The following is a 12,966-nucleotide window of genomic DNA, read 5'->3' as shown; positions in this document are numbered from 1 at the left end:
GTGCACCCCACCGGAGACGCTGCCAGCGTGGCCCGCGCCACCTCCCCCCGCGGCGAGGTCGTGCTCCGTCGTCGCGAGGACGGCGCGCACGAGCTGCGCGTCAACGGCGTCTTCGTCATGGACACCGTCGAGACCACGAGCGAACGGCTCCTCGCCGAGGCCGCCCTCGCCCAGGTCGAGCGCCCCGACCACGTGCTCGTCGGTGGGCTCGGGCTCGGCTTCACCGCCCACGCCGTGCTCGCCGACCGCCGGGTGGACCGCCTCGACGTCGTGGAGATCGAGCCCGCGGTCGTAGCCTGGATGCGCGACGGCACCGTCCCCCACGGCCCGGCACTGCTCGCCGACGCCCGGGTCCGCGTGGTCGAGGCCGACGTGGCCACCGTGCTCGAGGAGGCGCCGGACGCGTCGTACGACCTCGTCCTCCTCGACGTCGACAACGGCCCCGACAACCTGGTGCACGGCGAGAACGCGGCGCTCTACACCGCCCCGGCGCTCGGCGTCGTCGCCCGCGTGCTCGCCCCCGGCGGCACCGTCGTCGTGTGGTCGGCCGCGCGCTCCACCGCGCTGAGCGCCGCGCTCACCGACGTCTTCGGCGCGGCCGAGGAGCTGGAGGTCGAGGTCCCCGCCCACGGGCGGGTCGGCAGCTACTGGCTGCACCTCGCCCGACGCTGAGACGGGCGCAACCGACCCCCACCGCCGCGGGCGTAGCCTCGTCGGCATGGCTGAGAACCAGGACCAGTTCCGCGTCGAGCACGACTCCATGGGCGAGGTGAAGGTCCCCCGCGCGGCGCTCTGGCGGGCGCAGACGCAGCGGGCGATCGAGAACTTCCCGATCTCGGGCACGACGCTCGAGCGCCGCCACGTCCAGGCGCTCGCGCTCGTCAAGGCGGCGGCCGCCGCCGTCAACGTCGACCTCGGCGTCATCACCCCCGAGCAGGGCGAGGCGATCCAGGGGGCCGCCGCGGTCGTCGCGTCGGGCGACGTCGACGCCGACTTCCCGCTCGACGTGTTCCAGACGGGCTCGGGCACGAGCTCCAACATGAACACCAACGAGGTCATCGCCTCGCTGGCCTCCCGCGCCGGGGTCGACGTGCACCCCAACGACCACGTCAACGCCAGCCAGTCGAGCAACGACGTCTTCCCCACCTCCATCCACGTCGCCGCCACCCTGGCGGTCGTCGAGGACCTCGTGCCGGCGCTGGACGTGCTCGCCACCTCGCTCGAGGTCAAGGCGAGCGAGTTCTCCGGCCTCGTGAAGTCGGGCCGCACCCACCTCATGGACGCCACCCCGGTGACGCTCGGGCAGGAGTTCGGGGGGTACGCCGCGACCGTCCGCTACGCAGCCGAGCGCCTCGGCGCGGTGCTGCCCCGGGTGCGCGAGCTGCCGCTGGGCGGCACCGCCGTCGGCACCGGCATCAACACGCCCCCCGGCTTCGCCGCCGCCGCCATCACCGCGCTCTCCGAGGCCACCGGCCAGCCGTTCACGGAGGCGCGCGACCACTTCGAGGCCCAGGGCACGCGCGACTCCCTCGTCGAGCTGTCCGGCGTGCTCCGCACGATCGCGGTGGGCTACACCAAGATCTGCAACGACCTGCGCTGGATGAGCTCCGGCCCCACGACCGGTCTCGCGGAGATCCACCTGCCCGACCTGCAGCCCGGCTCCTCGATCATGCCGGGCAAGGTGAACCCGGTGCTGCCGGAGGCCACCCTCATGGTCGCCGCGCAGGTCATCGGCAACGACGCCGCGATGACGGTGGCGGGCCTGTCCGGCAACTTCGAGCTCAACGTGATGCTGCCCGTGATGGCGCGCAACGTGCTCGAGTCGATCCGCCTGCTCTCGACCTCGTCGGTGCTCCTCGCCGAGCGCTGCGTCGACGGCATCACCGCCGACGCCGACCGCATGCTCCGGTACGCCGCGTCCTCGCCCTCCGTCGTCACCCCGCTCAACAAGCACATCGGCTACGAGGCCGCCGCGAAGGTCGCGAAGAAGGCCCTCGCCGACGGCGCGACGATCCGCGAGACGGTGCTCGCGCTGGGGTACGTCGAGCGCGGCGAGCTCACCGAGGAGCAGCTGGACGCGGCTCTCGACCTGGAGTCGATGACCCACCCGTGATCCGGTAGCGGGTGACCCGCGAGGAGTTGCCCACGACCGCGATCGACGATGCGTTGTGGAGCAGCGCGGCGAGGACGGGCGACAGCCCGCCTCCCGCGCTGACCACGAGCCCAACGGCGTTGACCGCGATCGACATGCCGTAGTTCTGCTGGATCACGTCGACCGCGCGGCGGGAGAGGTCCCGCAGGTCGAGGAGCCGGTGCAGGTCGTCGCCGACCAGCGCCACCTGGGCCGTCTCCAGCGCCACGTCGGTGCCGCCGAGCCCCATCGCGATGCCGACGTCCGCGAGCGCCAGCGCGGGGGCGTCGTTGGTGCCGTCGCCGACCATCGCGACGGTGTAGCCCTCCGCCCGCAACGCCCCCACGAGGTCCTGCTTCTCCTCCGGCATGACCTGGGCGCGCCACTCGGTGATGCCGAGCTCCGCGGCGACCGCGGCCGCGGTCTGCGGGTGGTCGCCGGTCAGCATGACGATGCGCTCCACCCCGTCGGCGCGCAGCGCCTCGATGACGGCCCGCGCCTCGGGCCGCACCGTGTCCCGCAGGCTGACGAGGCCGGTGAGACGCCCGTCCACCGCCAGCAGCAACGGCGTCTCGGCCTCCCGCTGGAGGCGGGCGACCCAGCGCGAGGCGTCCTCACCGACGGCCACGCCCTCCCGCGCCAGCAGCGCGTCGCTGCCGAGCAGCAGGGTGCGGCCGTCGGCGCGGGTGCGCATGCCGAGGCCGAGCAGCACCTCGCACTCCTCGTGCTCGGGGATCGCGATGTGCCGCTCCTCGGTGGAGCGCACGACCGCCTGCGCGAGCGGGTGGCGGGAGTGGATCTCGGAGCTCGCCACGTAGGCCAGCACCTGCTCCGGCGACCACGCGTCGTCGAAGGACACGACGTTGGTGACGACCGGGCGCCCGACCGTGAGCGTGCCCGTCTTGTCGAAGACGACCGCGTCGACCCGGGCGGCCGCCTCGAGGTGCGAGCCGCCCTTGACCAGGATCCCGCGGCGCGCCCCGTTGCCGATGGCGGCGCTGATCGCGGTGGGCGTGGCGAGCCCGACCGCACAGGGGCACGCGACGAGCAGCATGGTCATGGCACGCCGTACGTCGCGGGTGAGCAGGAACGTCGCCCCGGCCAGCGCGAAGGAGGCGGGCACGAAGCGGCGCGAGAAGCTCTCGCCCACGGTCTGGATGGGCGCGCGGTCCTCCTGCGCCAGCTCGACGCGCGTGATGATGCGCCCGATCGCGGTGTCGCGCCCGACGGCCGTCGCGCGCACGACGAGGCGCCCCTTCATGAGCACGCTGCCGGCGTGCACCCGCGTGCCGGCGGCCACGGCCACCGGGAGCGTCTCGCCCGTGATGGCGGACTGGTCGAGCACGCCGTCGCCCTCGACCACGACGCCGTCGACGGGGATCGCCACGTGCTCGTGCACGACGACCTCGTCCCCCACCGCGAGGCGGTCGATGTCGACGAGCGTCTCCGTGCCGTCCGCCGCCCGCACCCACGCGTCGGCCTGGGTGCCGCTGAGCAGGTCGCGGATGGCGTTGCGCGTGCGACGCAGGGTCAGGTCCTGCAGGTACTCCCCGATGTTGAGCAGCCACAGCACCGTCAGCGCGACCACGTTCTCGCGCAGCACCAGGCTGGCCAGGGTGGCGGCGGAGACGAGCGCGTCCGTGCCGGCGGCGCGCCCTCCCGCGAGGCTGCGGAGGCCGCCGCGGAGGAACGGGTAGCCCGTGAAGATCGTGACGCCGGTCGCGAACGTCCGGCTGGTCGGCCCGAGCACGGGCGGCCGACGCAGCACGTAGCGACGGCCGCCGAGGAGCAGCAGCGCCGCCCCGCCGACCACCATCCGGGCCAGGTCGCCGTTGGACACCTCGGCGGAGCGCGGCAGCCGCGCCGGAACCGCCGGTGCCGCCGCCGGCGACGCCACAGCGGCGGCGATCGCGTCCGCCAGCGCCGTCAGGTCGCACCGCCCCGGCCGGAACCACACGACGACGGCGCCGGTGCGCGGGAAGGCGTGCACCGCGCGGACGCCCTCGACCAGGTCGACGGCGTTCTCGACCGCCACCGCTCGCGCGTCGGAGTGCCGGATGCCGGCGACCGCGAAGCGGACCCGACCTGCGCCCGCCGCCAGCGCGACCCGCTCCACCGCCGGCACGAGCGTGCCGCTCTGGCCCGTCACCCGCTCAGTGGTCGTGACCGTGGCCGACGTCGGAGCCCGGCGGCGGCGCCTGCTCACCGACGCGCTCGCGGGCCTCGGCGACGATGTCGCCGGTCGTGAGGCGCACGCGCTCGGCGCCGGCCTCGAGGTGACGCTTGCCCTTCAGCCCCACGGCGACGGCAGCGACGGCGCCCTCCCGCACGGCGCCGGAGTCGGCGGCCTTCTTCACCCCGTCCCAGGCGGCGGCGCCGACCAGTCCGGTGACGAGGGTCGAGCCCACCTTGCCCAGCAGCGCGATCATGAGGGTCCTCTCGGGTCGGGAGCCGCCACCTTAGCGGGAACGGTTCTCAAAAGGCGACGTGGCGCCGGTCACGTAGCCTAGATCGATACGGTCGCCCCGTGACAGACCTCCTGCCCGGGCTCACCGGCGGCGCGCACGCCACCACGCAGGTCCGCATCGGCACGACGACGTGGACGTACGACGAGCTGCTGGGCGCCGCGGCGGCCGCGGGGCCCGGACTCGCGCCGTACCGACGGGTCGCCGTGCACGCCACGCCGTCGGCGACGACCGTGCTCGCCGTGGTCGCGGCCGTGCTGGCGGGTGCCGAGGTCGTGCCCGTGCCGCCGGACGCCGGGCGCAGCGAGCTCGCCCACCTCCTCGCCGACTCCGGCGCCGAGGCGTGGGTCGGCCCGGTCCCGGCCGACCGCGCCTCCGGGCTCCCGACCGTCCGGCTCGACCCGGACGCACGCGCGCCGTACGAGCCGCTCGGCGTGCCCGCCGACGCCACCGCGATGGTCGTCTACACGTCGGGGACGACCGGGCTGCCCAAGGGCGTGGTGCTGTCACGGCGCGCCGTGGCCGCCGGCCTCGACGCGCTCGCCGGTGCGTGGGGCTGGGACTCCCGCGACACGCTCGCCCACGGCCTGCCGCTCTTCCACGTCCACGGGCTGGTGCTCGGGGTGCTCGGGGCGCTCCGCCTCGGCTGCGGGCTGCGGCACGTCGGGAAGCCCACCCCCGCGGCGTACGCCGACGCGGTCCGCCACGGCGCGACCGTGCTGTTCGGCGTGCCCACCGTGTGGTCGCGGATCGCAGCCTCGCCCGACGACGCCGACGCGCTGCGGCCCGCGCGGCTGCTCGTGTCGGGCAGTGCGCCGCTCCCTGCCCCCCTCCACGACCGCCTACGGGAGCTCACCGGGCACGGCGTCGTGGAGCGGTACGGCATGTCGGAGACGCTCGTGACGCTGGCGACGCGCGCGGACGCCGAACCCCGTGCCGGCTGGGTCGGCGTGCCCGTGGCCGGCGTCGAGACCCGGCTGCGGGACGAGGACGGACGCCCGGTGCCCCACGACGGCGACGCGGTGGGACAGCTGGAGGTGCGCGGCCCGTCGCTCCTCGACGGCTACCTGGGCCGACCCGACGCCGACGCCGACGCCTGGACCGCGGACGGCTGGTTCCGCACCGGCGACGTCGCCGTCGTCGACCCGGACGGGTGGCACCGGATCGTCGGACGCGCGTCGGTCGACCTCATCAAGTCCGGCGGGTACCGCATCGGGGCCGGCGAGGTCGAGACCGTGCTGCTCGGGCACCCCGCCGTCGTCGAGGTCGCCGTGGTCGGTGTCCCCGACCCGGATCTGGGGCAGCGGGTGGTGGCCCACGTCGTGCTCCGCGACGGGTACGCCGCGGGCGACGCCCTGGCCGCGGAGCTCGTCGCCCACGTCGGGACGGAGCTCAACGCGCACAAGCGGCCGCGGGAGGTGCGGTTCGTCGCGGGGCTCCCCCGCACCGCGCTCGGCAAGGTGCAGAAGGCGGCGCTCAGCGCGGGGTGACCCGCGGGGGCGGCGCGCTCAGTACCAGTTGGTGGCCTGGCTGTGCGCCCAGGCCGAGCACGGGGTGCCGTAGCGGTTCTCGATGTAGCCCAGGCCCCAGCGGATCTGCGTGACGGCGTTGGTCGCCCAGTCGGAGCCCTCGGACGACATCTTCGAGCCGGGCAGCGCCTGCGGGATGCCGTAGGCCGACGAGGACGGGTTGTCGGCGTCCACGCGCCAGCCCGACTCCTTCGTCCACAGCGAGTCGAGGCAGCTCCACTGGTCCTGGCCGAACCCGGCCTCGGCGAGCAGCAGCTGGCCGAGCTCGCGGGGCGCCAGGTCGGACCCGTTCTCCTGCTGGGTGACGGCGGGGCCGGCCTCGACCGAGAGGGCGACGGCCTTCGTCGGGTCGGTGGCGCTGCGGGTGTCGGAGCGCGACACCGTGGCGTCCGACGCGCGGTCGGACAGCATGGCCTCGACCTCGGCGTCCCGGGGGGCCGCTGCGGTGTCGCCGGAGTCGGCTGCCTCGGCAGCGGCCGCGGCGGCCACCTGGCCGTCCGCGGTCCCGCCCGAGGCGCCGGAGGCGAGGACGCCGCCACCGACGACCACACCCGTGGTCGCGGCGGCGACGGAGGTCAGGACCACGCCGGAGCGGAGCGCCTTCGCGGGGTCGACGGGCAGCACCGCCCGCCCGGGGGCGCGGTGCTTGGCCTTGCGGTGCTTAGGTTCGGGCTTCGTCAAGATCAGGAGTTCTCACGTGAGGGGACGTGTGGACCGCGTGCCAGCGTGCCCGATGCCCCCGCGGGAGGCAAACCGACGATCCCCGGGACCCGTCCGATCGGACAGGTCCCGGGGATCCCTCCCGGGGACGGGCGGGGTCGGGCGGGGACGGGCAGGGACGGGCAGGAACCGTCAGAGCACCACGTTCTCCAGCATCTCCGTGACGAGCGCCGCGATGGGCGAACGCTCCGACCGGGTGAGCGTGACGTGCGCGAAGAGGGGGTGGCCCTTGAGCTTGTCCACCACCGCGACGACGCCGTCGTGCCGGCCGACCCGGAGGTTGTCGCGCTGCGCCACGTCGTGCGTCAGCACCACCTTCGAGTTCGCGCCGATGCGCGAGAGCACCGTCAGCAGCACGTTGCGCTCGAGCGACTGCGCCTCGTCGACGATCACGAACGCGTCGTGCAGGGAGCGTCCGCGGATGTGGGTCAGCGGCAGCACCTCGAGCATCCCGCGGGCCAGCACCTCCTCGATCACGTCGCGCGACGTGACCGCACCGAGCGTGTCGAAGACCGCCTGCGCCCAGGGCGACATCTTCTCGCTCTCGCTGCCCGGCAGGTAGCCCAGCTCCTGGCCGCCGACGGCGAAGAGCGGACGGAAGACGACGACCTTCTTGTGCTGCTGCCGCTCCAGCACCGTCTCCAGACCGGCGCACAGCGCGAGGGCCGACTTGCCGGTGCCGGCGCGTCCGCCGAGGGAGGCGATGCCCACCTCGGGGTCGAGCAGCATCTCGAGCGCGATCCGCTGCTCGGCCGAGCGGCCGTGGATGCCGAACGCCTCCCGGTCGCCGCGCACGAGGTGGATCCGCTTGTCCGCGCCGACGCGGCCCAGCGCCGTACCGCGGTCGGAGAGGAGCACCAGGCCCTGGTGGCACACGAGGTCGGGGCGCACTTCGTCGACGGTCGGGACGTCGACGACGCCCGCGTCGTAGAGGTCGTCGAGCAGCTCGGCGGGAACGTCGAGCTCCGCCATGCCGGTGTAGCCGGTGTCGGAGTCGGAGATCGCCTCGCCGCGGTACTCCTCGGCGTCGAGACCGACCGCCGACGCCTTGATCCGCATCGGCAGGTCCTTCGACACGAGCGTGACGGCGTGGCCCTCGTTGGCGAGGTTGCGGGCCACCGCGAGGATCCGCGTGTCGTTGTCCCCGAGCCGGAAGCCGGACGGCAGCGACTGCGGGTCCGTGTGGTTCAGCTCGACCCGCACGGTGCCGCCGAGCGAGCCCACTGGCACGGGCTCGTCGAGCCGGCCGTTGGCGACGCGCAGCTCGTCGAGGGTGCGGAGTGCGGTGCGGGCGAAGTACCCCAGCTCGGGGTGGTGACGCTTGCCCTCCAGCTCGGTGATGACCACCACCGGGAGGACCACCTCGTGCTCGTCGAACCGGCGCAACGCACCGGGGTCGGCCAGCAGCACGCTGGTGTCGAGAACGTAGGTGCGGACGGACGTGGTGCGCGTCGGGTTCGAGGCCACGATCTACCCCTCACGAACCAGCACGCGCACTCGTCGTCCCGGCCCTAGCTCCAGCGGTTGGACTCCAGGCACGCCCGAAGACGGGAGTGCCCGCCTCCTCCCGCGCGGCAGCGACGCCACACGGTGCGGTCGTGAGTGCTCACGAACGGGCCTCCTCGAGTTCGGCGGGCTTCCCCACCCGCCGATGCCGGGGACGCTACTCCTGCTCGCCAGCGCGACACGGGACGTCGGAGAAGTCGTTCGTGAACGCTGTGTTAAGCGTCAGCGACGGGTCACACGGGTCAGCGCCCGTGACGCCGCTCGCGCTGCGCGTAGGCCCGCACGGCCCGCAGGAAGTCCACCTTGCGGAAGTCGGGCCAGAACGCCTCGCAGAAGTAGAACTCGCTGCCCGCGCTCTGCCACAGCAGGAAGCCGCCGAGCCGCTGCTCGCCGGACGTGCGGATGACGAGGTCGGGATCGGGCTGGCCCTTCGTGTAGAGGTGCGCGCCGATCGCGTCGACGTCGACCGTCGCGGCCAGCTCGTCGAGCGGGGTGCCGCGCTCCGCGTGCTCCGCGAGCAAGGAGCGCACCGCGTCGGCGATCTCCTGGCGCCCGCCGTAGCCCACCGCGATGTTGACGAGCAGCCCGTCCACCTCGGCGGTGGCCGCCTCCGCCTCCTTCAGCCGGGTGCGCACCGCGGGGGGCAGGAGGTCGAGCGCCCCGACGGGGTGGAGGCGCCAGCGGCGTTGCACGGCGAGGCTGTCGACCGCCTCGCCGATGATCTCGAGCAGCGGCTCGAGCTCGGCCGGCTCCCGGTGCAGGTTGTCGGTGGAGAGCAGCCACAGCGTCACGACCTGGACGCCGATCTCCTCGCACCAGCCGAGCAGCGGCTCGATGTTGGCCGCCCCCGCCCGGTGACCGTGGGCCGAGTCGGCGCCGACCGCGCGGGCCCAGCGCCGGTTGCCGTCGAGCATGACGCCGATGTGGGCGGGGAGGGCGGCGGGATCGAGGTGCTTCTCGATCCGTGCCTCGTAGACCGGGTAGAGCGCACGGCGCACCACGGTCCTCCAGCTGCGGGTCACCCGGGCGATGCTAGTGGCTCGGCGACGTTCGTCCGCAGCGTGGGTGAACTCATGCTCACGGCGGCGTCGAACGGCCCACCAGCGCTTACATTGGAGCCCATGAACGCCCCGACCCAGCGCCTCTCCGAGAGCATCGCGGACCTGCGTGACTCGGCGGGCCACCGCATCGACGCCGCCAGCAAGCACGTACGCGACGCCCTCGACGAGGTGAAGCCGAAGCTGCGGGGCTGGCTCCACCTCGGCACCGCGCCGCTGACGCTGGCCGCCGGCATCGTGCTCGTCGTGCTGTCACCCGACGCGACGACCCGGATCGGCTCGACCGTCTTCACGGTCTCGGCGCTCCTGCTGTTCACGGTCTCGGCGGTCTACCACCGGGGCACCTGGTCCCACGGCGTGTGGACCTTCCTGCGGCGCTTCGACCACTCCAACATCTTCCTGCTGATCGCCGGCTCCTACACCCCGTTCACCCTGCTCCTGCTCGACGGCTGGCAGCAGGAGGCGCTGCTGTGGGTCGTGTGGACGGGCGCCGTCTCCGGCGTGCTCATGAAGGTCTTCTGGGCGGGCGCGCCCCGCTGGCTGAGCGCCCCGATCTACATCGCCCTCGGCTGGGCCGCCGTCTTCTTCATCCCCGACTTCGCCTCGGGTGCCGTGGACCAGTACGGCACCGGGATCGGCGTCGCGGTCTTCGTGCTCATCTGCGCGGGCGGTGCGCTCTACACGATCGGCGGGGTGGTGTACGCCCTGAAGCGGCCCAACCCGTCCCCGCGGTGGTTCGGGTTCCACGAGGTGTTCCACACGTTCACCATCCTCGCGTTCGCCACCCACTACGTCGGGGTCTCGCTCGCGACGTACGCGCTCCGCTGAGCGGGCCCGACCTTTCCCGTTCGTCCCCTGCAGGCCCCCTGGAAGTGGTTCCATCAGTCGTGACCACTCACCCCGACCACGTCGGCACGTCGCAGCGCGTGCTCGACGTGTGGCGCGCGGAGCTGGCGCCCGTCGCCCGGGAGTGGTCGCTGCTGCTGTCCAGCCCCGAGATCGAGCTCGGCCACGGCGACCTCCGCCCCGCCCCGGGCGCCGGGGCCGCGAGCCCGCTCCTGGCCGCCCAGGCCGTCGACCTCGGCGCTGCGTCCGCAGCGGAGGAGGCACCGGACCTCGCCACCGTCCTCGACGCCGCCGCCCGCGCGGCGCGGCCGACCAGCGGGTCCCCGGACGCGGCGCTCGCCACCCTCGTCGCGCTGCTCGGCGGTGCCGAGGCGGTCAACGACCGCCTGCGCCGCGGAGGTCACCGCACGCGCTTCACCGCCGACGGCGGGAGCGTCCTCGTGCCGGGCGAGCAGGCCGAGACGATGGCCGCACTGACCGGGAACCCCGCCTACGAGGTCGCGCTCCCCGCCTTCCTCGCCGACGCCCCCTCGGGCCTCGCGGCCTACCTCGTGGCCGACGCGGTGCTCTGGCACGCGCAGGGGTGGACCACGGCCACCCGGCAGGACGGCGGCGTGCTCGCGCTGCCCGACGGCGGCGACCTCACCGTCCACGTGCGCGCCACCGTCGCCGTCCCCTCCCCGAGCGGTGCGCGGCCCGTCCTCGACGACCCCGTCTACGCCGCCTTCGGCCGCGCTCTCGGGCGCACCCTCCCGCTCCTCGGCCACGGGGACCTGCGCGTCGCCACCTGAGCCCCGACGTGGCGCATCATGGCCCCGTGCCGACCACGTTCCTGGACCTCCTGTACGCCGAGGCGGCCCGCTCGGAGTTCGACGCGCTCGTCGAGGCGCGGGTCGCGCAGAGTCCCGACCCGGCCGCTGCGGCCGAGGAACGGCGCCGGTACGACGTGGCCCTGCGCCTGCGCGACCTCATCGCCCGGCAACGGCTCCGCGAGGCCGAGCTCTCGGCGCTCTACGACACGGCGAGCGACCTCTCGGCGCTCCGTGACGTCGACGCGGTGCTGGCTGCCATCGTGCGTCGGGCGCGCCAGCTGCTGCAGGCCGACATGACCTACCTCTCCCTCAACGACGAGGGCGAGGGCGCGTCGTACATGCGGGTCACCGACGGCGCGCTCACCGCGGAGTTCCGCAAGCTGCGCCTCCCCCTCGGCGACGGCCTGCTCGGCCTCGTGGCGCAGACCGGGGCCCCCTACTTCACCCCCGACTACCAGCACGACGAGCGCTTCCGGCACCGGCGCTACATCGACGACGCGGTCGCCGGCGAGCAGATCCGCGCCATCCTCGGCGTGCCGCTGCTGATCGAGGGGCGCGTCATCGGGACGCTGCTGGCGACGCACCGCACCGTGCGTCCCTTCCCGCCGGAGGAGGTCTCGCTGCTGACCTCGTTCGCCGCGCACGCGGCGGTCGCCCTCGAGAACGCGCGGCTGTTCGCGGAGCTGGACGCGGCCAACCGCGAGCTGCGGGGCTGGACGGCCGTGGTGGAGGCCGCCGCGCTGACCCACGACCGCCTGACCGACCTGCTCCTGCGGGGCGGCGGCCTCGCCGACGTGGTCGCGGTGCTGACGGACGGGCTCGGCGCAGGGGTCGGCGTCCTGGACGCCGCGGGCACGACGCTCGCCGGCGACCCCGGCCCCTTCGCGGAGGGCGACGCACGGGACGAGGCCGTCGCCCGTGCCGTCGCCTCCGGCCGCGGGGTCGCGACCGCCGCCGGTCACGTGGCCCCGGCCCTCGCCGGCCAGGAGCACCTGGCGACCCTCGTGGTCCACGGGACGCCGCCGCTCGACGCCTCGGAGGAACGCACCCTCGAGCGCGCCGCGATGGTCGCCGGGCTCGTCGTGCTCTTCGACCGGTCCGTGGCCGACGCGGAGGAGCGGGTGGGCGGGGCGCTGCTGGCCGACCTCCTGCGCGAGCGGCCGCGCGAGGACGCCGCCCACCTCCGCCACCGGGCCCGGCTGCAGGGCGCCGCCCTCGCTGGTGCCTCGGCCGTGGCGGCCCTCGACGTGGAGGGCCTCGACCGGCCCTCCGCGCTCCGGTCGCTGGCGCGCGTCGCACGCCGCTCGGGCGGCCTGGCGGCCGACCACGACGGGCGGCTCGTCGCGCTGCTGCCGGTGGGGGACGACGGACCGCGCGCCGTCGGCGCCGCCCTCGCCGCACCGCTCGAGGCTGCCGGGGCCCACGTCACCGTCGGCGTCGCGACGTGCGACGGCGACGTCCACGCGGGTGCGGCGCGACGCGCGTTGACCGAGGCGGTACGCGTCCTCGAGACCCTCCTCGTCCTCGGACGACGGGGGGAGGTCGCCGACCCCGCCGCGCTCGGCGTGACCCGCCTGCTCCTCGGCACCGCCGGGCCGGAGAGCGTCGGCGACTTCGTCACCGCGACGCTCGGCGCCGTGCTCGAGCACGACCGACGCCGGGGCACGGACCTGCGCGGCACGCTGGAGGCGTGGTTCGCGACCGGCGGGGTCGTGCGCGCCACCGCCGCGCGGCTCCACCTGCACCCCAACACCGTCACCCAGCGCCTCGACCGCGTCGGCGAGCTGCTGGGGACGGACTGGCGCGCCCCCGAGCGGGCCCTCGACCTCCAGCTCGCGCTCCGCGTCGTCCGTCTGCGCCGTGGCGAGGTGTCCCCACCACCCACCTGAGCGGCACGGA

General features: G+C 74.7%; 11 protein-coding genes. 6 read left to right on the top strand and 5 right to left on the bottom strand.

All coding sequences use genetic code 11. From position 1 onward, the window contains the following. Both G3T38_RS11845 and G3T38_RS11840 read left to right on the top strand, forming a co-directional pair. Window positions 1-672, top strand: a complete 672-nt coding sequence (locus G3T38_RS11845) for a spermine/spermidine synthase domain-containing protein (protein WP_163772504.1) — start codon at window positions 1-3, stop codon at window positions 670-672. A gap of 46 nt (window positions 673-718) precedes the next feature. Continuing rightward, window positions 719-2,113: a class II fumarate hydratase gene (locus G3T38_RS11840; RefSeq protein ID WP_163772503.1), complete on the top strand. Its 1,395-nt coding sequence runs from the start codon at window positions 719-721 to the stop codon at window positions 2,111-2,113. Here the strand turns inward: G3T38_RS11840 and G3T38_RS11835 are convergent. Both G3T38_RS11835 and G3T38_RS11830 read right to left on the bottom strand, forming a co-directional pair. Beyond that, the gene (locus G3T38_RS11835; protein WP_163772502.1) at window positions 2,058-4,280 is read right to left on the bottom strand and encodes a heavy metal translocating P-type ATPase; all 2,223 of its coding nucleotides are present in this window, start codon (window positions 4,278-4,280) and stop codon (window positions 2,058-2,060) included. The genes G3T38_RS11840 and G3T38_RS11835 overlap by 56 nt on opposite strands. 4 nt (window positions 4,281-4,284) lie before the next feature. After that, the gene (locus G3T38_RS11830) at window positions 4,285-4,560 is read right to left on the bottom strand and encodes a DUF1490 family protein (RefSeq protein WP_163772501.1); all 276 of its coding nucleotides are present in this window, start codon (window positions 4,558-4,560) and stop codon (window positions 4,285-4,287) included. A 98-nt stretch (window positions 4,561-4,658) separates the two neighbouring features. Here G3T38_RS11830 and G3T38_RS11825 point away from each other — a divergent pair, with 98 nt between their 5' ends. Next, window positions 4,659-6,086 (top strand): AMP-binding protein, encoded by a 1,428-nt coding sequence (locus G3T38_RS11825; RefSeq protein ID WP_163772500.1) that lies wholly within the window; start codon window positions 4,659-4,661, stop codon window positions 6,084-6,086. An 18-nt stretch (window positions 6,087-6,104) separates the two neighbouring features. On the opposite strand, the gene G3T38_RS21035 is transcribed toward G3T38_RS11825, so the two are convergent. From G3T38_RS21035 to G3T38_RS11810, 3 genes are all read right to left on the bottom strand, one after another. Further along, window positions 6,105-6,806 (bottom strand): aggregation-promoting factor C-terminal-like domain-containing protein, encoded by a 702-nt coding sequence (locus G3T38_RS21035; RefSeq protein ID WP_194247574.1) that lies wholly within the window; start codon window positions 6,804-6,806, stop codon window positions 6,105-6,107. A gap of 171 nt (window positions 6,807-6,977) precedes the next feature. Next, complete coding sequence (locus tag G3T38_RS11815) at window positions 6,978-8,312, bottom strand: PhoH family protein (protein ID WP_338037609.1); 1,335 nt, start codon at window positions 8,310-8,312, stop codon at window positions 6,978-6,980. 281 nt (window positions 8,313-8,593) lie between these two features. Beyond that, entirely contained in the window at window positions 8,594-9,373 is a 780-nt protein-coding gene (locus G3T38_RS11810) for an isoprenyl transferase (RefSeq protein ID WP_338037608.1), read from the bottom strand. 99 nt (window positions 9,374-9,472) lie between these two features. Between G3T38_RS11810 and trhA the strand changes: the two genes are divergently transcribed. The 3 genes from trhA to G3T38_RS11795 are packed head-to-tail and all read left to right on the top strand — an operon-like array spanning window position 9,473 to window position 12,956. After that, a complete protein-coding gene (trhA, locus tag G3T38_RS11805; RefSeq protein ID WP_163772499.1) occupies window positions 9,473-10,237 on the top strand; it encodes a PAQR family membrane homeostasis protein TrhA in 765 nt (254 codons plus the stop codon). Between the two features lie 59 nt (window positions 10,238-10,296). Further along, window positions 10,297-11,046, top strand: a complete 750-nt coding sequence (locus G3T38_RS11800; RefSeq protein ID WP_163772498.1) for a hypothetical protein — start codon at window positions 10,297-10,299, stop codon at window positions 11,044-11,046. A 26-nt stretch (window positions 11,047-11,072) separates the two neighbouring features. After that, window positions 11,073-12,956, top strand: a complete 1,884-nt coding sequence (locus G3T38_RS11795; protein ID WP_163772497.1) for a GAF domain-containing protein — start codon at window positions 11,073-11,075, stop codon at window positions 12,954-12,956. Window positions 12,957-12,966: the final 10 nt, after the last annotated feature.

Source organism: Nocardioides zeae (assembly GCF_010686755.1).
Lineage (GTDB): Bacteria > Actinomycetota > Actinomycetes > Propionibacteriales > Nocardioidaceae > Nocardioides > Nocardioides zeae.
Note: the sequence above shows the minus strand (reverse complement) of the source record. Positions and strands in the feature narration are given on the sequence as shown.

Coding starts and splice junctions, on each gene's coding strand:
- G3T38_RS11830 (WP_163772501.1), bottom strand. CDS start 4,560: ATGATCGCGCTGCTGGGCAAGGTGGGCTCGACCCTCGTCACCGGACTG.
- G3T38_RS11840 (WP_163772503.1), top strand. CDS start 719: ATGGCTGAGAACCAGGACCAGTTCCGCGTCGAGCACGACTCCATGGGC.
- trhA (WP_163772499.1), top strand. CDS start 9,473: ATGAACGCCCCGACCCAGCGCCTCTCCGAGAGCATCGCGGACCTGCGT.